The following is a 25671-nucleotide window of genomic DNA, read 5'->3' on the forward strand; positions in this document are numbered from 1 at the left end:
ATTGATTTAAATTTTTGACTGCCAACCCGAAGGTTAAGCAGTTTCGATTAACTCAACACCTGTGAGTGTCCACACAGATTTCTTGTTTTATCTTGTTAAAGAGCAACTCAACCTCGTAAGAGAAGGTGAGTACCACACTGAGCGCCGAACGCTTCCAGTTGGCTAGGGCTGCGTATTCTACGCATTTCCCGTTTCGCGTCAAGGAGTTTTTGCAAACTTTCTCAACACTCATCAATTAGTAAACTCATCGATGAACTGTCACATCAGGCTGCTTAACGCTGTCTGCCGTGTCAGTGGATGCGCATTATAGGCAGTGAAACTTTTTGTGCAACCCCTATTTTCAGGAAATTTGCAGTTAATTCTAATTATCTAATCTAGCCACACCATACCCACCACTTACCCCCAAAGTTATCCACACCCTGCTCGTTTTAGACTCAGTTTCAACTTAAAATGAGATTTGATGAGCCTCTATTACTACGAATAAAGCATGGAGATTCCGTTAATTCTCGAGGCCAGAGGTGGGCTCTTGATGCTACTTGTTCTGATAAATGGGCGAACGACAGATTAAAGAAACTCTTTGCCGACTTAATCAGAAATACAGGTCGTATTGCACAAAGCTGAGATTGGCCACTTGTTAGTTATGAGCTTATCTATTAAAGCTAAGTTGATTTGTCAAAGACGTCATGCACATTAAGAGTGGCATGTTCGCTTACCTATATTTAGTGACAGATAATTTAGTGGCAATAATTTAGAAGCAATAATTTAGAAGCAAAAAAATACCCGCCAATGACGGGTATTTTCTTATTCAGCTATGGCGTTAAACGCTGAGCTTATTCTTCAACAGGCGAGACCACGAACAGTAAATCGCCTTGAGACACTTGCTGACCATTGCTGTTCAGGATGCGCTCTATACGATACTTCTTATCTTCAGGGTACAGAATCGCACTCTGACGGTTAAAGCCGGCTAAGGTCACTTGCGAGAACATCTTCATCGCTTCTGTTAGTGCTAGCGTTTGATCGACTGTGACTATGTCACCTTCTTTCACAAAATCCGCTTCACCCGGTGCAGAAGAGGTATAGAAGATACCTGCGCCTTGGGCTAACACTTTCAGTTCGTTACTTTCGCCAACACGCAGTGACTCAGTGTCCACTTCCACAGTTTCAGCGGCAGCTTCCATTTCTGCGATCAACGCAGGAATATCGAGCTCAGCCATTAAACGTGGCAGATAGTTAGTATCGTAAACACCTTCGTTAAAGGTACCATCTTTCAGGATCAGCTTGAGTAACGGAATGTTAGTCGCGATGCCTTTCAGCACTACACTGTCTAAGTATTCATACAGTTTGGCAATTACATCCTCACGATTTTCACCGCGCATGATGATTTGCGCAATCAAGCTATCGTAGTATGGCGATACTTCTTTACCTGGAGCAGCAATCGAAATGATTTCCACATCTGGATGATCTGGGAACACACACTCAGTGATCTTGCCCGGATTTGGGATCAGCTGCAGTATGCCATGGCTATCGAGCGCCGCTTTCTCAGCCGTCACACGTACTTCCATCGCATAACCAATTTCTTTAGGCTCTAACGCTGCAATTGAACGGCCAGCGGCAATATCAAACTGCGCACTAACGATATCAATACCTGAAGTCGCTTCCGTGACTGGATGCTCAACCTGCAGACGCGTGTTCATCTCCATGAAGTAGACTTCGTTAGCATCTAAGTTATAGATAAACTCTACGGTACCTGCGCCCATGTAATCGGTCGCGTCGCCTAAGGCACGGGTATAGGCCAGCACTTGTCGCTTCAGCTCATCCGGCAGCATAGTAGAGCCAGATTCTTCGACCACTTTTTGGTTGTTACGTTGAACCGAACAGTCACGCAAACCTAATACTTTCGCGTTGCCAAACTTATCACGCAGTAACTGAACTTCGATGTGACGTAGTGATGTCACATATTTCTCTAGGTACAAGTCACCGTTACCAAAGGCGGCGGCCGCTTCAGTTGCGGTTTTTTGGAATAAACCAATCATGTCTTCAGGACGTTTTACAACCTGAATACCTTTACCGCCACCACCTTGTACCGCTTTAAGCAATACTGGATAGCCGATTTCGCTCGCCACGTTTACGGCTTGTTCAGCATTGGTCAGAATACCGTGCGAACCAGGCACGACAGGTACGTTTTGCGCTTGCGATGTCTTAATTGCGTTCGACTTGTTACCCATAGTCGTCATTGAATGCACGCTAGGACCGACGAAGTTAACACCGTTATTCACACACAATGCAGCAAACTGCGGGCTTTCTGATAGGAAACCAATACCAGGATGCAATGCATCAACCTGTTCATATTCGGCCACTTTCAGCACTGAGTATGCGTTCAAGTAACTTTCGTCCGATGTATTACCACCGAGACAAACTAACTTGTCGGTTTCTTTGAGCATGTCCGCGGGGACTGACGTCATATCAGGATCCGACGCTACTAATACCACATTGATATTATTGTCATGCGCCTTACGGATCAGTTTCACCGCAGTACAACCACGGGCGTGAACCAATACTTTGTTAATTGGCTTCATTAACTTACGTGGATCGTTCTGCACGATCACTTCTTCTTCAACAGTAGCTTCAACCACTAAGGTCGACAGTGCATTGATGATCACATCGTTAATTTTTGCCGAAGGCATTGGCATCAGAGGATCGATACCCGCTAACTGAGAGTCTAAATTGTCGCTGAATGGGTTATGTACTAAGCCCGCCATTGCGCCAGGTACTTTTGACAAGTAGTTAGACAGCGTTGCCGTTGATGGTAAGTAAGCTGGCACCACCATTTGACCTGCGAACGGCATGTTAGTACCAGACAGATAGTAAGTTTGCACCAATGGGTGAGTCACAAAACTCGCCTGCGCACCACCAGTACAGTCACCAAAACCAAACATCAGTACTGGCAATTCGTTATCACGAATAAAGCGCGTGATACGATCGTTCACCACAGCCATAGAGAATAGCGCCGCGGCGCCTTCTTTAGTCTGCATACCGCCTGAACTGATAAAGCACACAACGGGTAATTTACGCTTAGCACACTCGATTAATAGTGCAGAGAATTTCTCAGCACTGGCCATATCGAATGCACCCGCTTGGAATGCGGTGTTAGACACTGCCACACCCACACGCACTTTTTGACCTTTTTCTTTAAAGTCAGCAATACCTGTGATCAAACCACATGGGCGAATGCCTTTATCTAATGCGTCTTCAATCGATAAACGGAAGCCTGGGAAGTTGAGCAAGTTAGCCGACATTTTGTCGCCGTTGATCTCTTCGAAATGGGTAAAGAACTGCTTCACCACATTTTCCCAAGTCATGTTGCCTTTACGTTTTTCGTCACGCAGCACTTTTTGGATCAATAGATCCTGATAACCCATGGTCAAGCGGTTCCAGAAGTCCTTACGACGACCGATACGCACAGGGTTGATCGCGCCAGTGTACTTGCTGGTATCGCTTTCACTATCGAAATACTCAGGCAGTAAACGCTCGAAGAAGTAAGTCAGTACCACGAATAGACTGTCGTTAAGTTGTGGGAAACCCACACTCTTCCACTGCTCTACTCGCACCAGCAAATCGGCGCGGTTCGATTGACCCATAAAATATTTGAGCCACTTATAGAACTTAGCTTTGTCGTTCGAGGTATCTTGCGTCGACAATGCATGGTCAATTGACTTGTGCAACAGGTTGTTCACTGAGTTACGTGACAAACTCTTCGACATCATGGCTTCTTTCGCGATTGACGCTAAGCTGCCCACAACGTTGTCATACAAGGCATTGAAGATCAGAATGTTATGGCATTGCCAAATAAAGTCTTCACGCAGTTCTTCATTTACCACCACATCAAGCACAGTCAGCTGATTCAGCTCAGGCCATTTAGCTTGAGTCACAGACTTTGGCAAACTTTCTAAGTGCTGAATCAGCCCTTTAAAGTTGTTAGCCGCATTGCTCTTCCAGCGGTGATATAAAGACCAGCTGATGTTGAATAACAACGCCTTACGTGCTTTTTTATAGTTCTCTTTTGGCTCACCCAAAATCAAACGTGTCAGCATGTTACGCTCGGTAGAGACTTCGTCACGTTTAGCGACAAAGTTAGTCCACAATTTATTCAAATCTTCGTCATAAACTAGCTTGTCAGGGTTAGACAACCAAGCTTGGAACACACGGTCTTGTTCCTGTTGAATACGTGCCAACAGATCACCTTCTGGCACGCTAGCACGTGATAGACGGCCATATTGCTCTTGAGAAATAGAATGGATACGGCTACGTAACGTTAAATAACGCAAATAGCGATAGGCGCTACCGAACAAGTTATGGTGACTGGTCGGGCTCGTTGCCACAGCCAATTCTGCGTTCAGTTCCAAAGCCATCAAGTTTTTAGATGGATTAAGGAAACGAGTTAAACTGCGATCATAATGCTCACGTAAATCTTTAGATTCACGCACAAAATTCATCGCTGCACGCTCAACCGCTTCTACGCTGCTAATAATAGCGCGGCGCAGATTGTGCTGACGCTCGTCGCGATCGCCCGGTGAAAAGTCGATAATACCGTCGATACAACCTGAGGTATAAAGCTCTTCTGGTGATACACCGACAGATTTCGCACATTCTTGCCAAGATAAGTTGTACTTACGGGCAATACTTTGCAGACCTTGTGGCTGGATCGTGTTGAAAATACCGTCACGCAACGACAACAGAATGTTCGCAGCCGCTAATGGAATTGCGCCACCAGAATAACCAGCACCAATTACGATACCGACTGTCGGTACGTCAACGTTGGCACTTTCTGCGATAGCTTTAGAAATTGAATGCGCTTGGTTTTGGCTGTTAGCGATTTCGCCAGCATCCGCCCCTGGGGTATCAATTAAATAGATAATCGGCATAGACAATTCGGCGAAATGACGAATTGCTTTACAAGCGGCGTAATGATGCTCAGGCATCCAAGCACCGTTAGCGGTAGTGCGTTCTTGGGCAATAAAGCCAATACGACGAGTGCGTGAACCAAAGTTCAGCTCGACCTCAGCACTGTAAAAAGAGCCCAAGTGAGTTTCCGTAATCAAACGACCTTTAAGATCGGCAATAATACGTTTTGCACCAGGACGACCTTTATCTTGGGTCGGCTGGATCACTTTAGCAACGTAACCGTCGACATCTAAAGATGCCAAGTCTTTTAAGTTTGCTTGAATAGCATCCTCATTTAAAAGACCTTTAATTTCTTCCGATAAACTCTGTTTACTGTGCTTAGGAAACAGAGAAAAATCTTTTGCCAAATGCTCGGCCTGTAAAAAAAGCGGATCGGGCGTTTGGGCTTGAGTCATGTGTTTGGGCTGATTATTGCTGGTCATCAAAAGATCCTCTGCTTAGCCTCTGAAAATTTTTAGCCAATAAATATAACTTTGTTATCCCGTCAAATGCCATTAAACTGCATAGGACGCTTTGTTCCAAATATGAGACAGTGGGAATAACATGCCAGATTTAAACGGTATGATGCTATTTGCAGCCGTAGTTAGAGCGAAGGGATTCTCCCAAGCTGCACGTGAAACCGGCCACCCAAAATCCACCATAAGTCGCAAAATCGCGCAGCTAGAAGAACAACTTGGCGTGCGATTACTACAGCGCGACACCCGTAATTTGAGTTTGACCCAAATCGGGGCACTCTTTTATCAGCACTGTGATTCGATTCGCAATGAGGTAGAAGCGGCCAAGGCAGTTATCGAGAATACTCACGATGATGTGTCAGGATCATTACGCATTGCAATCCCAGTGTCATTTAGCCAAGAACTTATCGCTAACCTCTGTAGCGGATTCATGCGTTTATATCCCAATGTTGAATTGGATGTCCAGTTTACCGACAACGATATTGGTTTAGTCGGTGAAGGATATGACATAGCCATCAAATATGGCCCACTTCAATCGTCGGACTTAGTCGCAAGATTACTGTTTGAACGCCAGCCAATTTTAGTGGCAAGCCCTGCATACTTAAAACTCAAAGGCACACCCGCGACTCCAAAGGAACTCAGCCTGCACAGTGGGATTTTATTGGGGACTTCTCGCTCAGCACCAATTTGGCCACTGGGTAAAGGTTCACGTAAAACCATGGCGAACTTTCAGCGTAAAGTGAGGGTCAACAGCCCGATAATGGTGAAGCAATTAGCCATAGATGATTTTGGCATCGCCATGTTATCCAATTCAGCCTGTAAGACCGAACTTGCTAATGGACAGCTAGTACCGATTTTACAGGAATGGCCGATTGAACCTTTTAAGGTTTACGGGGTTTATTCGAGCCGACGCCAACTGGCCACCAACATCAGTGTCTTCTTAGACTTCTTTGTAAAACGCTTCAGCAGCCAAGAAAGCCTGCAATCCCTAATGGGTTAACGTTTCCCGTCGCATCAAAGAAACCTGTTTCAAGAAAGCCCAATAAAAAAGCCTAGATCTGAGTCTAGGCTTTCAGTATCACGATTGATGTCAGCTAAGTAGGCAGCGTCATACGCAATTCTCGCAAGGTTTGGATACGCTATGCTTACGCTACCTAGCATGGGCTAAGGAATAACGCGTTCCCGTTTTAAGATTTCCTTAGTAATGGCTTGACGCAATGGTAAACCTGCGGCGTCGGGAATATCCATATTCATCGCAAAAAACCATACATTATCATCGAGTTCAACCCAACCTACCCACCAGCCAATGCTTGGCTCCGCTCTGACTGCATAACCGGTTTTCGCACGGATAATATAGTCAGAATTCGCTTCAGTCAGCATGGCTTGCTTAACAATACGTAAACTGCGCTCAGAAGCGTGTATCTTGTTGTGATAAAGCTTACGTAGGAAATCGATTTGCTCCGTAGCCGAAATTCGTATGCCACCATCTAACCAAAAGCTATCCAAATTTCCCGAAATATCCTCATTACCATAATCAAACGAGGCGATCATCTTCGACATACGCGCCTCACCAATTTGGCGAGCAAACTCTTGGTAGACAGGCACAACCGAATACTTCATTGCAGTAATAAGGTTATGATCACGATTCCAAGTTGCGATATCTCGACTTTTACCATCCCACTTAAAGACTTGATGCTCATCCTTTACCACGCCAAGCTCTAGCGCGATCAAACTGTTAGGAATTTTAAACGTCGATGCAGGTAAAAAACCTTGATTGGCACGTTTAAGATTATTAGTGAATCCCTGTTGCTTGTTTTCATTCCATAACACCACTACGCCTTTAGTTTGATGCTGAGTAAAACTAGCATCCCAACTGCGGGTTTCTTGCCACTCCTTAGCTGTAGTAGATGCAAAAGTCGGCGCCACTAAGCTTGACGACACTAAAATAGAGGACATCACCAGCACAGCTGATATGGTGAACAAACGCATAAAGTCTCCTTGTAGAAAAACACACAATCCAATGAACTAAAAAAGTGATTAAGGCTATCACTTAGGGTTTTGGCATGCCCTAGCAAACTGCTGACCAATTGTGGCAAAAAAGAGGCAAACTAGACCCTATTGCACTGTTACAGATGGGTTAATGCCAGCGCCATATGATTTGTGATAGAAGATATTGGCATAAGATGACAAAGATCACTGAGCTTAACTTTATTACCCTCAGCTTGTAGTGCATACTTTTTGGCATAAGAGACTATCCGCACGAAAAAAATAATCATTATTTCCAATGAATAACGTCTAATCACTACAGGGAAGCCAAACATGTTGAAGCCAGTGTTAACACTCATCCTCACCACCAGCTTAATGACTACAGCCAGTGCTGTGCAGCTATTGGGTGATGTTGAAGTTTCCCGCCTACCAACAGCCGAAAAAACCATAGGCGACGTAGTCACTCGCTATCAAGCACTTGACGATGGTCTGGCTCAACTGAGCTCAAAGAAAAACGAAGTTGACGCCACCCAATTAGCGGCGCGCCAAGGACACAGATTGTGGCAACAAGCTGTCCGCGATGTACAGTCAGGGCATTTTGACGACCGACCTTTATACTGGGCTCGCCTTGCCATGCTTAATAGTCTAGAAACCACCAGCGCCAACTTTAAAATGGCCGATTGGCAACAAGACATATTAATGAGTGCGGTTGAAAAGGCCTCACGGGGTTTTAGCGATATTCAATATGGTGATGATGTCCAAATCAAAATATTTCTCACTGGTTTCGATCCTTTCTTCCTCGACAAAGATATCACCCAGAGTAATCCTTCAGGTTTAGTCGCCCTCGCCTTGGATGGTTTTCGCTTTGATATTAATGGTAAAACGGCGCAAATAGAAGCCGCTATGGTGCCAGTACGTTTTGCAGATTTTGATCAAGGACTTATCGAGTCGCTATTGAGCCCGATTTATCGCGATCCCAAAACCCAATTTGTATTCACCGTTAGCATGGGCCGAACTGATTTTGATATCGAACGTTTCCCAGGGCGAAATCGCAGCGCAGCGGCGCCCGATAACCAAAACGTACTCACTGGCGGCACGAAAACCGCACCCGTTGCCCCAAAGCTTAATGGTAAAGATTTTATCGGCCCCGAATTTGTGGAGTTTTCACTGCCTGTTTCGGCTATGCAAGTCAAAGATGGTCAATGGAAAGTCAATGATAACCATACTGTCACTACCCTTGCCCGCGGTGAATTTAGCGCGACGTCATTAAGCGAACTGCAAAACGAAACCTCAGTCGAAGGTTCTGGCGGCGGTTATCTCTCTAATGAAATCTCCTATCGCGCCATAGTCTTGCAGCAAAAGTTTAATAGCCATGCCAAGGTCGGCCACATTCACACACCAAGAGTCAAAGGCTATGATGCCGATACTGAGCAAGCCATAGTCGAACAAGTACGCACTATGGTGATGCAGGCGGCAGCGAGTTTATAGCCAAGTCACACTGGCTGAAACTGGCCGAAACTGGCATTGTCAAATAGCGTTCGCTATGATGCGAACGCTTCTGATGTGAACGCTTAGGCAGGCTTAATCACCGATAAGTTTTAAGCACTCAATTTTATCTTTAACCGACGAGATCCAACGCTAACCCTATGCTGAAACCCGCTGACTTACTCAATGCCTTACGCCGTCGCAGCAGTGAAGCACTTGCCCCGCTGACAAAATCGACGTACGCAGCCTTGGGCCAAAGCCAAGATAAGTCGCAGGTGATAACGAGTCCACCATTACAAAATCCGGCTCAAGCACATATTTTCACCGGTTCATCACGCCCACTCTCGTCACTACAAATTCAAGTACTAGAGCGAATTGAAGCCTGTTATCAAGAGGCCGAGATATCGCTTAAGCGCACTTTTCCACGCCCAGTCACTCAATTTAGTCTAAGGGGTAAGAGTGCGGGTACGGCTCATCTGCAACAGAATCGCTTGCGATTCAATCCTGTATTGCTACGCGAAAACAGCGAGGCATTTCTGACTGAGGTCGTCCCCCACGAAATTTGTCATTTACTGTGTTTTCAGCTTTTTGGCAAAACCAAGCCCCACGGTAAAGAATGGCAATCTTTGATGTTAACGGTATTTAAGGTCAATCCGAGTACCACACATAGCTTTAATACCACTTCAGTTACGAGTCGCGATGTTGAGTATCGCTGCGCCTGTGGACCAATTCGACTGAGTATTCGCCGCCATAACAAGGTGCTGCGCGGTGAAAGTCGTTATATCTGTAAACGCTGTAAGACCCATTTAACTGCGATCTAGCGACTTTCAGCAAACAAAACTCCCACCTAAGTACGACTCAATTTGCATAAACAGCGATATTTCCCTTACCATCACGCCATAAAAGACGAGCCAAAGGCTCGCGTAGTGTTTGTTATTTTGGGATAAATTTTGAACATAGCTTCTTTAACCGTTAATTCACGGCGACTTTTGTTGTGCCTAATCACTTGGGCGGCGACCTTATCTGTGCCCGCAAGTGCCTCAGTGTCACATCCCAGCAGTTTCAGCCAAGCGAAAACCAAGTCACAGGCGCTCTACGCAGGCAGTCGCCAAGGTACTCTGCCCGCAGTCAGCTTTTACTGTGGCTGTGAAATTCAGATCAAAGGCAAATCGTGGAAACCCGATCTCGCCAGCTGTGGTTATCAAGTCCGTAAACAGGAAACCCGCGCCAACCGTATCGAGTGGGAACACATAGTCCCCGCCTGGGAATTTGGCCATCAACTCCAATGCTGGCAAAAGGGTGGCCGTAAAAACTGTGCCGATAACAGTAATGAATTTAATAAGATGGAATCGGACATGCATAATTTGGTGCCCGCAATTGGTGAGGTCAATGGCGATCGCAGCAACTTCCGATTTAGCCAATGGAACGGTAAGGCCGACCAATATGGCCAATGTGCTATGGTAGTCGACTTTAAGAATCGTCAAGCACAACCTCCTGCGAATACCCGCGGTAAGATAGCCAGAACCTACCTCTATATGCAGCAGACCTATGGTCTTAAAATCGCCTCTAGCCAATTAAAATTATTTAAGGCATGGGATAAAACCTATCCAGTTGATACTATTGAGTGCAAACGTGATAACGCCATAGCGCAAACCCAAGGTAACCATAACCCCTTTGTGCAGAATGCCTGTAATGCGCCACCACAGCGTCAACAATTAGCCGAATAAGGTCGACAATGAGAGTCCCAAGAATTTATCAACCTCAGCCATTAGCCATCAATCAACAGTTGAACTTAGACGAAGATGGCGCGGCCCATATCGGCAAGGTGCTACGCATGGGCAACGGCGAACATATCAGTCTATTTAATGGCGATGGCAATGATTATCTTGCTGAAATTGTTGACGCAGGTAAGAAGCATGTCACAGTAAAGCTGCTCTCCTGTGAGGCCAATTTATCTGAGTCGCCACTCAACTTACACTTAGGCCAAGTGATTTCCCGTGGCGATAGAATGGAGTTCACCATTCAAAAATCAGTCGAGCTTGGCGTGAATACGATTACGCCGCTGTTTTCAGATCGCTGCGGTGTGAAACTTAACGGTGAACGCCTAGAAAAGAAAATTCAGCAATGGCAGAAGATCGTCGTGAGCGCCTGTGAGCAATCGGGACGCAGCCAAGTGCCCGTGGTTCGCCCAGCGATGGACTTACACGATTGGTGCAGTGAGCCGACCTCGGCGCTTAAACTCAATTTGCATCCACGTGCCGCACACGGTATCAATGGCTTAGATTTAGCCCATACCCGCGTGCGACTATTAATTGGCCCAGAAGGCGGTTTGTCGGCGGAAGAAATCGCCATGACAGAAACCTATCAGTTTACCGATGTGTTGCTTGGCCCCAGAGTGCTACGCACCGAAACCGCCTCGCTCACCGCCATTACGGCACTGCAACTCAGATTTGGTGATTTAGGCTAGACCGTCCACAACCGCACACAGCGGTGGTATGGCACCCCATTATCCAATAAATGCTTTTTTGCCTGCAAACGGCGACAAATAAGGAACAGATTAATGATAAAACTCGGCATAGTGATGGACCCCATCAGTGAGATCAACATTAAGAAAGACTCCAGTTTTGCCATGTTAATGGCCGCGCAGGAAAGAGGTTATCAGCTGTTTTATATGGAAATGGCCGATCTTGCTATGGTCAACGGTGTGGCTATGGCCAATATGCGTCCGTTAACTGTTTTCAATGATGCGAGCAAATGGTTTGAACTCGGCGAAGCTACAGACACGCCGATGAGCGAACTCGACGTGATCTTAATGCGTAAGGACCCGCCATTCGATACTGAGTTTATCTACGCAACTTACATGCTTGAACGCGCCGAAGAACAAGGCGTGTTGATCGTTAACAAGCCGCAAAGCTTACGTGATGCTAACGAGAAACTGTTTACCGCATGGTTTAGCGAATTCACGCCAGAAACGATCGTAACCCGTGATGCCAAACGTATCCGCGCTTTCCACCAAGCGAAGGGCGATATTATTCTTAAGCCACTTGATGGTATGGGCGGCACCTCGATTTTCCGCGTGAAGCAGGACGACCCAAACCTTGGGGTCATCATAGAAACCTTGACCAGCTATGGCCAACAATATGCCATGGCGCAAGCCTTTATCCCTGAGATAACCAAAGGCGATAAACGCATTTTAGTGGTCGATGGTGAGCCTGTGCCCTACGCCTTGGCGCGTATCCCAATGAAAGGCGAAACCCGTGGTAACTTAGCGGCAGGCGGAAGCGGTGTGGCTCAACCTTTATCCGACAGCGATTGGGCAATTGCCCGCGCCATTGGTCCAGAACTTAAAAAGCGTGGACTGATTTTTGTCGGCCTCGATGTCATTGGTGACAAGCTGACTGAGATCAACGTAACTAGTCCAACTTGTATCCGTGAGATCCAAGCAGCATTTAATGTCGACATCACCGGCATGTTAATGGATGCTATTGAAGCACGCATTAACACCAAAGCATAAAAATTTACCAACGAGTTTGTTGATTTAAGGCGCTTTGACATCACAAGCGCCTAGCCACTTTCTAGGGATGTGATATGAGTTTCACCAAAGCGCCATTCTTGTTACTCGGCATAGGTTTATTACTATCGACTCCGACTTGGGCCAACATAGAAACAGGTCCAACGAAAGCACCGTCGCGTCCCAAAAACATTGTCATCATGATAGGTGATGGTATGGGACCGTCTTACACTAGCGCTTACCGTTACTACAAAGATAATCCTGACACAGAGGAAGTCGAACAAACCGTATTCGACCGTTTACTTGTAGGGATGGCGAGCACTTATCCCGCCAGTGTCAGTGGTTATGTTACCGACTCTGCCGCGGCAGCAACAGCGCTCGCCACTGGCGTTAAATCTTACAATGGGGCGATCTCGGTCGATACCCAAAAGCAACCGCTGCCGACGATACTCGAAAAAGCCAAATCCCTTGGCCTCAGCACAGGTGTGGCTGTTACATCCCAGATAAACCACGCCACGCCTGCAGCCTTTTTAGCCCACAATGAGAGCCGTAAAAACTACGACGCCTTAGCACTCAGCTATCTAGAAACCAACGCCGATGTATTCTTAGGCGGTGGTCAAAAATACTTTACCCCTGAACTATTAGCGCAATTTAAAGCCAAGGGTTATCAACATATTACTCGTTTTGAAGACCTCGCCAGCATCACCCAACCTAAAGTGCTAGGCTTGTTTGCCGAAGTCCAATTACCTTGGGCGATTGATGAAAAAGATGCGAAAAAACTCAGCACTTTAACCCAAAAAGCGCTCAGTTTACTGTCGCAGAATGACCAAGGTTTTGTACTGTTAGTCGAAGGAAGCCTCATCGACTGGGCGGGTCACAATAACGACATTGCCACAGCCATGGGTGAAATGGATGAATTCTCCAATGCCATTGAAGTGGTTGAGCAATTCGTGCGTGAACATCCTGATACCCTGATGGTGATCACCGCCGACCATAACACCGGTGGCCTATCGATTGGCGTCGATGGAAACTACAACTGGAACCCTGAAATCCTACGTAACATTTCAGCCAGTACCGACACATTAGCCTTAGCCGCCATCAGCGGTGAACAATGGCAGGCCGATCTTGCCCGCGGTTTAGGTTTTGAGCTCAACGAAGAAGAAATCGCAACATTAACGGTCGCCAGAATGCAGGGGTTAGAAACCATCGCGGTTGCAATTCGCAATGTTATTGATAAGCGAACTGATACGGGTTGGACAACCGACGGCCATACAGGCACAGACGTACAAGTGTTTGCCGCAGGTCCCGCATCTGAGCTGTTTAACGGCCATCAAGACAATACTGATATCGCCAATAAGATTTTCAGCTTATTGCCAAAACCGAAGAAACCTAAGAGCTAAGCGTTAATCGATTCCTTTCATTAAAGGCAATCACATAAGGCAACCGCATAATGCAGTTGCCTTTTTTATTGGGTCTTTTTATTAGGGATTTTATTAGGTCTTAGCGCAGTGATTCGATGCAAACTGGCTCGGGCGTGAATAACGGGTATAATGCCCACACTTAAGTTTATAGGTGCCTGTAACTGTGTTAACTAATCCATCGCAAGTCATTATTCGTAATCAAGACAGCCTAAGCCAACATAAGGTGTTAGTGCTCAATCATGAAGCCGATCTACTGCCAAAAGCCCTGCTCGATGTCGCGGCCTCGGTCGATGCCCTCGCCTTGGATTATCACCATTATTTACACTTAGCGCCGCACGCGAATTCAAAACTGCGTTGCTACTTCGGCCACGAACTGCCACATCAAGACCCAATTAAACCAGAAAAGTACGATACGGTTATCGTTTATTTCCCCAAGGCTAAACCCCTCGCACCTTATCTATTTAACCTCGCCGCCAACCATCTTGTGCCTAACGGCCAACTGTTAGTGGTTGGGGAAAACAAAGGCGGGATTAAGTCTTTAGTTAAACTCTTGCCTGAGTATTTTGCGACGGGGATGAAACTCGATAACGCACGCCACTGCCTGCTGTTTGGTAGTAATTTAGAGGGCTGCGCCCCGGCAATGAAACTTAGCGACTGGGTCAGTCAGTATCAACTCACAACGCCGCAAGGCGAGATCAGTATCTGTAATTTAGTCGGGGTATTTAGCGAAAAACGGTTAGATCTCGGCACTGAATTATTATTGTCACACCTACCAACACTCTCGGGCCGAGTGCTCGATTTTGGTTGCGGCGCTGGCGTAATCACCGCCGCTCTACTAAAAGCACAACCGAGCCTATCCCTAGAATGCGTTGATATTAATGCCATGGCGTTAGCTTCTTGCGAACTCACCCTCGCGGCCAATGGCATGACAGCCAAAGTGTATCCATCCGATGGGCTCACGCAAACCACAGGAAAATTTAACGGCATTATCTCTAATCCGCCGTTTCATGATGGCCTCGCCAGCACCACCAGCATAGCGCAGAACTTTGTTACCGATAGCGCTAAGCAATTACAACATAATGGTATTTGGCAAATAGTCGCCAATCGCCACCTGCCCTATTCCGATATTATCGCTGCCGAATTTGGCCAATTGAAAGTGGTTGCCGACAACAACAAGTACAAGTTGTATTACTTCCAGCACAAATAGCTGTTTGATTAATAACGCGCAGATGCTTTCGCTGAAGCGCGTTATTGGCAACTCAGCCACTCACTCTTATCCCAATCCCTGTTTGTTTTCAGATAAAACCTCCCTTTCATCGTGTTACAAAATTCAATATTGTGGTCTGCCGCATGCCAGCGATTCTGACAAGTCCTCACTTATAGTCACTCAACAGCCGTTCCTAACATAGGGATTCGATTTAAAACATCAAAATAATGGTTAAACCTAAAATCAATATAAGTTGTGGTTTATTCAGTAATTTTTGCTATAAAACCAGAGATAACACTGATTATAGGACTCAATTTTTTATAAAAAACTATTTTAAAATTCACTCATAGACCATTAACAACAAAATGACAACATTTGCTGATTTTGCAGCCAAAAAGGCTTCTTTACCCTAAGTTTCTACTGTTATACTCAAAACAGCTTCTTAACAAGAATAAAACGCAATTACTAGGAATGCCCCTATGCTGGACCCTGAACTCATAGAGCTAAACAGCGATAAGACAAAAGCTGAATTGCGCCTGATCCCTAATGTCCATGGTCCAGTCACCCATGAAGACATAATGCGCCTGTTGTCTTTACCTGAATTCGCCGCCCTGTTTCCGCTAGAGCCAGCCATTACTAAAACCGTCGCTAAAATCAACTCTCTTTGTAATCAAGACGATGGAAAATTTGAGCTCTATACTACTTTGGCCGAACGTCGCGATGGCAGCATAGCTATCGAGATTAGTCCCGATAAAATGCAAGCCAGCCTTAAACTTACCGCAGCATGGGGTGGTAAACAGATAGATTTGCCAGAGATCCTCACTCATCTCAAAAAAAACAACGTCTGCATGGGGCTAAGCAAACTCAAAATTCAAGCTCTACTAAAGCAACTCAGCACACTCAAGCCAGGGGAAATCTGCCAAAGCGAAATAGCCCAAGGCAAAGCCCCTGTTAATGGACTCAATGCGGTATTAGAACGCAAAGTATTCCTTGCGCGGGAGCGCTTGCTTCAGCCACAAGAGCGCGAAGATGGCAGTGTCGATATGCGTAATTTAGGCGCAATGATCGTTGTTAAAGCCAATGATCTCTTGATGGTTAAACATTTAGCCACCGAAGGCACTCCGGGCTACAACATCAAGGGCGAAGTCCTTAAACAAAAACCAGGGAAGGATGCCGTGCTTCAAGCGGGTACAGGCACAGCTTTTCATCCCAAAGATCCCAATAAGCTGATCGCCACAGTGCCGGGGCAACCCGTCGAAACCCGTACAGGTATGAATGTCGATGATGTACTGCAACTTAAAGACGTCGACATCAGCACAGGCCATGTTACCTTCAAGGGCAGTATTTTAATCACAGGTGATGTCCACGAGGGCATGATAGTTAAAAGCTCAGGCGATATTACCGTGATGGGGTTTGTAGACTCCGCCACCCTTGAAGCGGAAGGCGATGTCACTGTGAGTAAAGGCATCATTGGCCGCCAGATTAAAGCCAATGAATACTCTACCAATATCTATTCTCAAGGGCAGATCAGCGCCCAATTTGTGCAATATTCTCAATTAGTTGCCAAAGGAAATATCTTAGTCACTAAACAGTTGCTGCACAGTAATACCAAAACCGCCGGCAGTTTAACGGTCAGCGATCCTAGTGGTCGTCGTGGTGATCTGGTTGGCGGAGTCGCACACGCTGAAAAAGGCATCACGGCGGTTGTCATAGGTGCAACGGCAGGGACTAAAACTGACGTTTACTGCGCAATGGGACAGGCTGAACTCAAGCAAGATCTCAAGCTACTCGATGAGAGCGTTAAAGCTATGGTCGTCGCCAGTTTAGATATCGAGGCTCGCCTCAATAAACTGCCCCCCAAGTCAGAATGGCAAGCTGACGCGGTTATGATTGAGCAAATCAAGATGATGCTTGATGAGAAGAATCGCATCATGGACGAACGTACCCGTGAAGAGCTTGAATTCGATACCTTTAAACAAGAAGTCGAAGGCTACTACGAAAAATACCGCATCGAAGTGCTTAAACACGTATTCCTTAACGTTGAGCTGCATATAGGTCCAGCAAATCACCGTACGGCACGTGAACACGGCACTTGTTGTATTGCCAATGTTAATCAAGAGATTAACTTTGACTATAACGCCAAGGCAAAAGCTGTACCGAGCACATAAGGTTCACTAGGGTTCTTAACTTATTGCCCGCTCAGCCAGTGCTGAGGCGGCTTTCGCTCGGTAGCCAAACCTCTGAACTCGTTCTGGCCTCTATCTATCTTCTCCAAGCGTGGCATACTGCTCACAGATAAACGCACGCAGCAGTATGCCAAGTCACCTTCTTGCTAAATCCTAATCCTTGTTTACTGCCGCCGATTGATCTCAGAGAATACCTCAGAGCCCATTTTAAACTTCCTAAGGATCTGAAATGACTAGCGTTAAGATGTCGAGTATTGAATGGCCAGCGATTGTAAAACTGACTCAAAATGACGAATTACTTTACCTAGAACATCAAAGAGATTGGCTCGAACTGGCCTGTCTCTATCAGCATCACTTCATCGAAACCGATCAATTATTAGACTCCAAAGGGCAGCGATACCTTATCAGTGCCTGTCCACAAAAAATCCATGAAGATCCTGTTGGCGAATTACCTCGATTACTGCGCCAAAAACAGGATTTGCCACTCAATGAATTTATCAAATGGGTTCAAAATCATGCCCAAGCACTAGGACAATGTTGTGTCGCTAAACTGGCTTTCACGACAATTGCCCAAGGCATTGAAATTGTTCGTACCCTCGATGAATAAACAGCAAGCACATGATAAGCCATAATAAATGGCTATGAATAACTCAGTTAATCAATAAAAAACAATATGACCTTAAAAGCTAATATCCTCATAATCAATTCACAGGCATAATTTGCCGCGGTGTAACAGCGCTAAGCCAGACGGTAAAGCGCTTAAGATCCACTCCAAAATAACCGTTTTCTGCGTCGACTCAAGAGATGACGTTTAAGTTGGCACTAAATATACAAACAGATGGAACCGAAATTGGAACTACTTAAGATTGACTGCTTAGGCAAACAACTGCGCTTAGAAGGCTCGCTCGCGGGCTGGCAACAACTCTACTGGGACAACACCTTAGTCTCACAAAAAGAAGCTTCCGTCGATAATGGCGGCCTCAAAGTCCATGTCTTTGAACTCACCCACCACAGCAGCCCATTGGTGACAGAAAATGGTGAGCAAGCCATCGCCATAACAGAAGCTAAAATCCAAGTTCGCCTCGAAACCGATCTCGTTTGGCAGCCTTTCCGCCTCGATTACTGCTTGCTGATGGATGACAAGATTATCGACCAAGGGCGACGGACAGAGAAAGATATCGAACGCCAAACACCAGAAACGCCCATCGTTAAGCAGCAAAAAATCAGCATGATAGGACTCGCCTCCCTCGGCTTTAAGCTGTTAAAAAGCGCTAAAGTCATAAAGGTGGTGTTAGCGGGCGCCAGTGTTGCCGCTTACTCTTGGCTATTCTCCTTCCAATTCGCCCTCGCACTTATCGCCTGTTTGGTATTTCACGAGTATGGCCATATTCGCGCAATGAAATATTTTGGGATGAAAACCAAAGGGATTTACCTTATTCCCTTTATGGGCGGACTCGCGCTTTCCGATGAGAAAATTAATACACGTTGGCAAGATGTGGTGATTTCTATCATGGGACCGACCTTTGGGCTCTTGATGTCCATCGCTTCCTTGATTGCTTACCACGCAACAGGCAATGTGTTTTTTGCTGGCCTTGCTGCCTTTAATGCGCTGCTTAACCTATTTAATTTATTGCCTATTTTGCCACTCGATGGCGGGCATATTTTAAAGAGCATCAGTTTTTCGATGAACAGCATCATGGGGCTGGTCGCCTGCGCCGCTGGTGCCGCTTTCGGAGTGTATATCAGCTACACCTTAGGCTTAGCGCTATTGGGCTTCTTGTTGTTGATCGGCAGCTTAGAAATTATTTTCGAGTGGCGAACTCGTCATCAAAGCCACCTGCTGCCATTAGACAGATATGGGCAAATCTTCTCGGTTATTTGGTACTTGCTCACGGTTGGCGCCTTAGTCGGCATCATCTGGCACTTAGCGGGAACGGGCGATGATATGCTCAGCTTGCCGCTGCAAATATTACGCAGCTAATGTGGCTTAACGGCTAACCGCAGCGCAAAGGCACTAGCACGAGTGCTTGCACTTGCACTTGCCCAGAGTGATGCAATACAAAAAACCGCTATTAATAGCGGTTTTTTATTTTTCTGTCGCGCTGTGATGCTTTTACAAAAATGCACTATTCCTTTGCCAAAGGCGGAGCGATATCGCTGCCGCCAAGGGCTTGATAAAGCGTCGCTTGGGCGGTGAGTTGGTTATAGCGATTCTCGAGTAAAGCCGCCTCGGCGCTGCGACGATTCTCTTGGGCATCAATCCAATTCTGAATACCGATAGCGCCATTGCGGTACTGGCTCTCATAAATGGCTTCAACGGCTGCCGCGGCACTGAATTGCTGCGCCAATTTCTCCCCTTGATAGCGATATTGCTGCTTAGCCGAAATCGCGTTATCGACATCTCCAAAGGCGGAATAAAGCGTCTTGCGATAATTCACCACTGCGGTTTGATAATCGATATCGGCAATGTCATTATTGATTTGCATTTGATTCCACTGCAAAAAGGGTAAGACTAGCCCAGCGCCTAAACTGCTAACGGGATTACGTAACAACTCTTTTAACTCAGAGGTCGACTCCCCAACACCGCCGGTTAAACTCAGGCTTGGGAAATAACTCGCATAGGTCGCATCTTTACTCGCCAAGGCGGAGCGCAGTTGATACAAGGAGGCCTTCACATCTGGGCGTCTCACTAACAAATCTGCAGGTACACCCACGCTAACATCAGGTACTGCTACGTCGGGGAGTTGCTTAATCTCAACCCAAGTTTCGCCTGAGGCTAAACTCTGCGCAGGAACAGCTGCAGGTGCCTGATTCAGTAATATCGCGAGGGCATTTTTAGCCACAGTTAATTGCTGGATAAGCTGGCTATGAGCAGCCTCTTGTCCCGCCATACTGCGCTGAGCTTCAAGCACATTCACTTGCGTCACGGCCCCAGAATCATACTGCCTTTGGGTTAATGCCAGCGTTTGCTGACTGTACTCGATACTCTTTTGGCTTAAATCAATCCGTTGATTTAAATAACCTATCTGCCAATACAAGGATGCGGTGGTCGCCACTAGGCTTTGGGTGGTACTTTCCCTATCTTCGGCGCTCGCCAGCGCAGCCCATTGAGCTTGGTCGATATTGGCCGACACTTTGCCCCACAAATCCACTTCATAACTCACGGACAATTTCGCTTGATAACTCTTAGTCGCATCGCCACCCTCAAGTGGCTGATTACGGGAAGCGTCAAGGTTTGCCGATAACTGTGGGTATAGATCATCCCGCGTTAGTCCTGCCTGCAAGCGTGCCTTACGCAGCGTTAAGGTCGCTAGGGTTAAGTCATTGTTAGTGCTCAACACTTGACTGACCAGCTTATCGAGCTCGGGCTGATGAAACTGCTGCCACCAAGGATCAACTCTCACTTGCTCATTCACTGTGGTGTTTTGCCACTGTTCGGGAATAGCCAGTGCGGGTGGTTCAAAGTCTGAACGCATAACACTGCCACAACCACTCAACAGGGCTATGCACAGAGCTGGTCCCAAAGCCGTGCAAACAGCAATAGCACAGCTACGAGGCGAAAATGGTCGATTAAATAGTTTATTATTCATGGTGTTATTACTCTCTGGCCAATGCGTCAACGGGATCTAACTGCGCCGCATTGCGGGCGGGTAAGAAACCAAATAGCACACCAATTAAGGTCGAACAGGCAAAGGCGGCAACGATGGAGGTGGTGGAATAAATCATTTGGAAACTGCCCCCCGTTTGAGCAAACACTACGCCAATTAAGTAGGACAAAGCGATGCCTAAGGTGCCACCACACAAACACACTAAAATGGCTTCGATAAGGAACTGGCGCAAAATATCGTTCTGGCGCGCACCCACGGCCATACGAACACCGATTTCACGGGTTCGCTCAGTCACAGACACTAACATAATATTCATCACCCCAATTCCGCCAACGACAAGGGAAATCACCGCGATAGCAGAGATCAGTAAGGTCATGGTTGCCGTGGTTTTTTCAATGTTCTGCCTAATGGTATCGGTATTAATGGTGAAGAAATCTTGCGTGCCGTGGCGCATTTTAAGCAGCGCGATAATGCCCTGCTCCGCCGCGTTACTCGGCACAGTTTCATCGAGTCGAACGGTAATACCATCCAAATAATTTTTACCCACCATACGGCCAGAAACTGTGGTGTAAGGCACCCACACATTAAGCGCATCGCTGTTACCAAAAGCACTTTCTTTAGGTTGAGTCACACCTATGATACGTACGGGTAAATCTCCAAGGAAAATCACTTGCCCTATCGCCGAGTTATTGTCGGCAGCGCTGTTAGGAAAAAGCTCCTTACGGGTGTTGTCATCAATCACCGCATCTTGGGCGAGCGATGCGACACTTGCATCATCCCAAAATTGGCCCTGCGCTAACTCGTACCCTCTTACACGGAAAAACTCAGGCCCCACACCATTCACCGATGCCGATACCGCTTTATTACCAAAACGAACCGTTGCAGTAGAGCCAATGCTTGGCGTCACGCTATCAACATAGGGTAGATTTTTAAGGGCATTGGCGTCCGTTGCGGTTAAGGTGCGCACCCGCGCCGAGCGTCTATCGCCAAAACCAGAACCGGGGCGAATATCAATCGTGTTAGTCCCCATCGAACTGATACTTTTGAGAATGGCCTGCTGCGAACCTTCACCTAAGGCCACCACAGAAACCACAGAGGCGATACCTATGATAATGCCGAGCATAGTCAAGAAAGTACGTAACCTGTGGGTCGACATTGCCACCAGCGCCATTTTAAGCGCTTCGACATATCTGTCCCACGAAGCCACCCGCGCACGCGAGCCATCTTTTGCTGCCACTGCACCGCTAGGCTTTTGTGGCGCCATATTTTGTAACGTTGAGCTTTGCGACGTCGAAGTTTGTGACATCGAGCTTTGCGGCTTAGCCGTCTGTTTATCCTGACTGCGCTCATCGCTGATGATCACGCCGTCTTTGATTTCAATAATGCGGTCAGCATATTGGGCCACATGCATATCATGGGTCACGATAATGATGGTATGACCGTCGCTGTGAAGCTCCTGCAACAACTGCATCATTTCTTCGCCGCTGTGACTATCCAATGCACCCGTCGGCTCATCGGCAAGGATCACATCGCCGCCATTCATCAAAGCGCGCGCCACACTGACCCGCTGCTGCTGTCCGCCACTGAGCTGATTGGGTTTATGGTCAAGCCTGTCGCCAAGGCCTAAACGCGTTAACAAATGCTCGGCCCTGTCTTTACGAACCGTGCGTTCTTTACCCGCATACACAGCAGGCACTTCGACGTTGCCTATGGCGGTCAAATCACCCAGTAAATGATAACGCTGAAAGATAAAACCAAAGTGCTCGCGGCGCAGCTGCGCTAACTCATCAACGTCCATAGTCGAGGTATCTTGGCCGTTGATAAAATACGCGCCCTTTGACGGCTTATCTAAACAACCAAGAATGTTCATTAGGGTCGATTTACCCGAGCCAGAAGCACCTACTATCGCCACCATCTCGCCACGGCCAATCGACAAGTTCACATCTTTCAGCACAGTGAGTTGCTGCTCACCCGCCTGAAAAGTGCGATAACAACCTGAAATTTCAAGTAATGCCGTTGTCACTGTTAAAACCTCACGCTAGGTGGACGACGTAATTTACTGCTGCCATCATCGGAAGACGGCATGCCAAGCACAACCTGATCGCCTTCCTTCAAACCCGCGGTGATTTCAGCATTGATTTTATTGTTAATCCCAACAGTGACATCCACATATTGCACTTGGTTATCAACTAATACAGGCACTTGATATTGCGGGCCGCTGCGGGCTTTACGCTCGACAGACTTAGCCTCTGGCACCGCGGATTTCTCCCTCGGCTTTATACGCAATATCTGTGCAGGCACTAATAGCGCATCATCGGCCTTAGCTAACACTATAGACACCTGCGCCGTCATGCCGATACGCAAGGTGCGGTCAGGGTTTTCTACATCAAACAGACCATGGTAATAAATAGCGTCTGAGTCGCTAGAGCTCATATTGCTATCGTCGCCATCCATCGAAATCGGCCCAGGCTCAATCGCCCTCAAAACGCCACGGTAGGGATGATTCGGTTTTCCAAGGACGGTGAAATACACGGCTTGACCCGGATGGACATTGACAACATCGGCTTCGGAAATCTGCGCTTTAACTGTCATGGTATCCAGCTGCGCCATTTCAACTATGGTCGGTGTTGTTTGATTAGCGTTAACGGTTTGCCCCACTTCCACCGCGGAATACACCACAGTGCCATCCATCGGCGCGGTAATTTTGGTATAACCTAAATCGATTCTGGCACTGTCGACGTTAATCTCAGCCTGTTGTTTTTGCGCTTCTAATTGCTCAAGTTCGGCTTGATAAACCGTTAGATTAGCATCGGCCACTTCATAATCGGCACGAGAACTGGCCTTATCGGCAAGCATTTGCTGCTGGCGGCTAAATTCCAATTTAGCTTGGCGGATCTGCGCCTGTTTAGCACGGAACTGAGCATTGATACTCTTGAGTGATGCGAGGGCATCCTTCAAATTATTCTGTTGCGCTAGGCTATCAATCTGAGCAATCAAATCGCCTTTCTTTACTTCATCACCCAGTGCCAGCGGCAAACTTAAGATTTGCCCCGATACCTGTGCGCCCACACTCACCAGTTTGGATGCCTGCAACATGCCATTGGCAAGTACTGAGTTTTCGATATCGCCACGGCGCACAGCTTCAGTCACATAGGTTGGTGCCATTTCAGGCTTATGCCACATAAAATAAGCACCGCCACTCAGGAGGATTAAGCCGCTTAACGCGAGCAGCAATTTACGCTTTGAGGATTTTTTCATCGGTATTGTCGTGTCCATCAATGCTAAAGACAGCAAGCATTCATCTTGCTAAGGAACTGAAATTGTTCCAACAGTATATAGAGTTAGCCAAAGACAGTAGACGAAGGAAGTGTCGTTAACAGGTAAAGATTTGCAAATATCTGTGTAGAAATTGACAAGGAAAGCACGATTGAGTGGTGCTTAGACTGCCATGCCAATTTAGTGCGATACCAAATCGTCAGGTGATAAATTGTTGGGGTCTACATTCTATGACTGTGCCACTTGTGGTAGTTCAGCCATTCAAACGAATCTAGATGCAGACTTCATTTGATTCTTTTTCAAGAAAAATCAACGTCGTGGTGCTTCACCCCACACTTGCAGATACCATATCTCTGCGGCGTGCGTAAACCTAACTTAGTGCAAATTCAGAGTAATATTTTGGTAAAATTGATTACTTCAAACAATATTATGCATGGCTACTTATTTGAATTTCATAGATTCATTATGAGATTCGTAAGAGACAATTATCATCAAGGATTCTATTTGATTACAGTAAGACCTGTTACTCCATATTATCATAGGATATTGTCATCACTAGACGTAAAAGCTCTGCTACGGGTTCAAATAGGCTCTCTGGAATCACGTCTCCTGCCTCAACGTGTTTAAATAAGGCGCGGGCCAATGGAATGTTCTCGACAATTGGCACCCCAGCTTTCTCAGCTAATGCCACTATGTGTAAGGCCATGTGATCTTCGGCTTTTTCAAGCACTTTAGGCAACGGTGTCTCACCTTCACTATAATACAAACACACGGCAATGTGGGTTGGATTACGCACAACCACTGTGGCTTTGCGAACGTTACTGGCAAGACTACCAGACGCCACTTCTCGCTGGGTTTCGCGGCGTTTTTGTTTCATTTCGGGGTTACCTTCAGAATCTTTGTATTCTTGTTTGGTGTCATCTTTAGACATTTTGAGTTCTTTCATTAGGCTATAGCGTTGAAATGCATAATCAGCGATCCCAAATATTAAGTAACATCCTAAAAAGCTGCCCCAGAGCCAAGTGATCATGGTCGAAATCACACTGATACCGCAGGCTTCTCCGCATAAAGGCAAGTATTGAAAGGCGTTAACGTAACGATGGAGCAGATAGTAAAACACTAAACTCAGCACTGTGACTTTAACGAGATTTTTAGCAAGCTCAAACAAACTTTTCAGTGAAATAAGTTGCTTAGCATTATTCATGACATTGAGTTTATCCATGCTCGGCATTATAGACTCAGCCGCCCAAACGGGACCTGTTTGGACTAAGTTCCCCACCACAATGGTAAACACGAGTACTAATGTCAGCCCACCTAAAAAACGTAATGCCAGCATGGCGAAGGTACCAACGATTTGCTCGGCCGCAGTTTCAAGGGGAAGATTGATGGCGTGAATGGTTAAGTCGATTAACGCCATAATGGCTTGGACGAGTGCAGGCCCTTCGTAGAGAAAGTACCCGAGAATGATCGCCATCTGTAACCCTGTGACAATTTCAGCACTTTTAATGACCTGACCGCGATTTCTCGCTTCTCGTAAACGTTTTTCTGTGGGTTTTTCTGTTTTCTCGGCCATA

General features: G+C 46.6%; 17 protein-coding genes. 11 read left to right on the plus strand and 6 right to left on the minus strand.

What is annotated here, in order from left to right:
* Window positions 1-830: 830 nt before the first annotated feature.
* On the minus strand, window positions 831-5384 hold the full coding sequence (locus KO531_RS20615; protein WP_105251502.1) for a biotin carboxylase N-terminal domain-containing protein: 4554 nt from the start codon (window positions 5382-5384) through the stop codon (window positions 831-833).
* 121 nt (window positions 5385-5505) lie between these two features.
* Between KO531_RS20615 and KO531_RS20620 the strand changes: the two genes are divergently transcribed.
* On the plus strand, window positions 5506-6417 hold the full coding sequence (locus KO531_RS20620; protein ID WP_105251501.1) for a LysR family transcriptional regulator: 912 nt from the start codon (window positions 5506-5508) through the stop codon (window positions 6415-6417).
* A gap of 164 nt (window positions 6418-6581) precedes the next feature.
* Here KO531_RS20620 and blaOXA read toward each other — a convergent pair whose 3' ends face one another.
* A complete protein-coding gene (gene blaOXA / locus KO531_RS20625) occupies window positions 6582-7406 on the minus strand; it encodes a class D beta-lactamase (protein ID WP_105251500.1) in 825 nt (274 codons plus the stop codon).
* A gap of 330 nt (window positions 7407-7736) precedes the next feature.
* Here blaOXA and KO531_RS20630 point away from each other — a divergent pair, with 330 nt between their 5' ends.
* The 10 genes from KO531_RS20630 to KO531_RS20675 all read left to right on the plus strand — a co-directional run bounded on the left by KO531_RS20630 (window position 7737) and on the right by KO531_RS20675 (window position 19194).
* On the plus strand, window positions 7737-8891 hold the full coding sequence (locus KO531_RS20630) for a hypothetical protein (protein ID WP_219252127.1): 1155 nt from the start codon (window positions 7737-7739) through the stop codon (window positions 8889-8891).
* Between the two features lie 158 nt (window positions 8892-9049).
* Complete coding sequence (locus KO531_RS20635) at window positions 9050-9709, plus strand: SprT family zinc-dependent metalloprotease (RefSeq protein ID WP_219252128.1); 660 nt, start codon at window positions 9050-9052, stop codon at window positions 9707-9709.
* Between the two features lie 126 nt (window positions 9710-9835).
* Entirely contained in the window at window positions 9836-10615 is a 780-nt protein-coding gene (gene endA, locus KO531_RS20640) for an endonuclease EndA (protein ID WP_105251497.1), read from the plus strand.
* An 8-nt stretch (window positions 10616-10623) separates the two neighbouring features.
* The gene (gene rsmE / locus KO531_RS20645; protein ID WP_105251496.1) at window positions 10624-11355 is read left to right on the plus strand and encodes a 16S rRNA (uracil(1498)-N(3))-methyltransferase; all 732 of its coding nucleotides are present in this window, start codon (window positions 10624-10626) and stop codon (window positions 11353-11355) included.
* Window positions 11356-11448: 93 nt separating this feature from the next.
* On the plus strand, window positions 11449-12402 hold the full coding sequence (gene gshB / locus KO531_RS20650; protein ID WP_219252129.1) for a glutathione synthase: 954 nt from the start codon (window positions 11449-11451) through the stop codon (window positions 12400-12402).
* A 74-nt stretch (window positions 12403-12476) separates the two neighbouring features.
* Window positions 12477-13799: an alkaline phosphatase gene (locus tag KO531_RS20655; RefSeq protein ID WP_131525066.1), complete on the plus strand. Its 1323-nt coding sequence runs from the start codon at window positions 12477-12479 to the stop codon at window positions 13797-13799.
* Between the two features lie 184 nt (window positions 13800-13983).
* A complete protein-coding gene (locus KO531_RS20660) occupies window positions 13984-15027 on the plus strand; it encodes a methyltransferase (RefSeq protein ID WP_219252130.1) in 1044 nt (347 codons plus the stop codon).
* Window positions 15028-15506: 479 nt separating this feature from the next.
* The gene (locus tag KO531_RS20665; RefSeq protein WP_168826796.1) at window positions 15507-17195 is read left to right on the plus strand and encodes a FapA family protein; all 1689 of its coding nucleotides are present in this window, start codon (window positions 15507-15509) and stop codon (window positions 17193-17195) included.
* Window positions 17196-17442: 247 nt separating this feature from the next.
* Window positions 17443-17820 (plus strand): DUF4144 family protein, encoded by a 378-nt coding sequence (locus tag KO531_RS20670; protein ID WP_028759298.1) that lies wholly within the window; start codon window positions 17443-17445, stop codon window positions 17818-17820.
* 231 nt (window positions 17821-18051) lie between these two features.
* Complete coding sequence (locus KO531_RS20675) at window positions 18052-19194, plus strand: site-2 protease family protein (protein WP_219252131.1); 1143 nt, start codon at window positions 18052-18054, stop codon at window positions 19192-19194.
* A 145-nt stretch (window positions 19195-19339) separates the two neighbouring features.
* Here KO531_RS20675 and KO531_RS20680 read toward each other — a convergent pair whose 3' ends face one another.
* The 4 genes from KO531_RS20680 to KO531_RS20695 form a co-directional block, all read right to left on the minus strand.
* Window positions 19340-20803 carry a TolC family protein gene (locus KO531_RS20680; protein ID WP_219252132.1) on the minus strand — a complete coding sequence of 488 codons (1464 nt, stop codon included), beginning with the start codon at window positions 20801-20803 and terminating at the stop codon, window positions 19340-19342.
* Window positions 20804-20810: 7 nt separating this feature from the next.
* Entirely contained in the window at window positions 20811-22844 is a 2034-nt protein-coding gene (locus KO531_RS20685) for a MacB family efflux pump subunit (protein ID WP_219252133.1), read from the minus strand.
* A 2-nt stretch (window positions 22845-22846) separates the two neighbouring features.
* Complete coding sequence (locus KO531_RS20690; protein WP_212601354.1) at window positions 22847-24079, minus strand: efflux RND transporter periplasmic adaptor subunit; 1233 nt, start codon at window positions 24077-24079, stop codon at window positions 22847-22849.
* Between the two features lie 541 nt (window positions 24080-24620).
* Window positions 24621-25670 carry an EscU/YscU/HrcU family type III secretion system export apparatus switch protein gene (locus tag KO531_RS20695; protein ID WP_131525061.1) on the minus strand — a complete coding sequence of 350 codons (1050 nt, stop codon included), beginning with the start codon at window positions 25668-25670 and terminating at the stop codon, window positions 24621-24623.
* Window position 25671 lies beyond the last annotated feature (1 nt).

The sequence above is a fragment of the Shewanella sp. NKUCC06_TVS genome (genome assembly GCF_019345515.1).
Lineage (GTDB): Bacteria > Pseudomonadota > Gammaproteobacteria > Enterobacterales > Shewanellaceae > Shewanella > Shewanella oncorhynchi.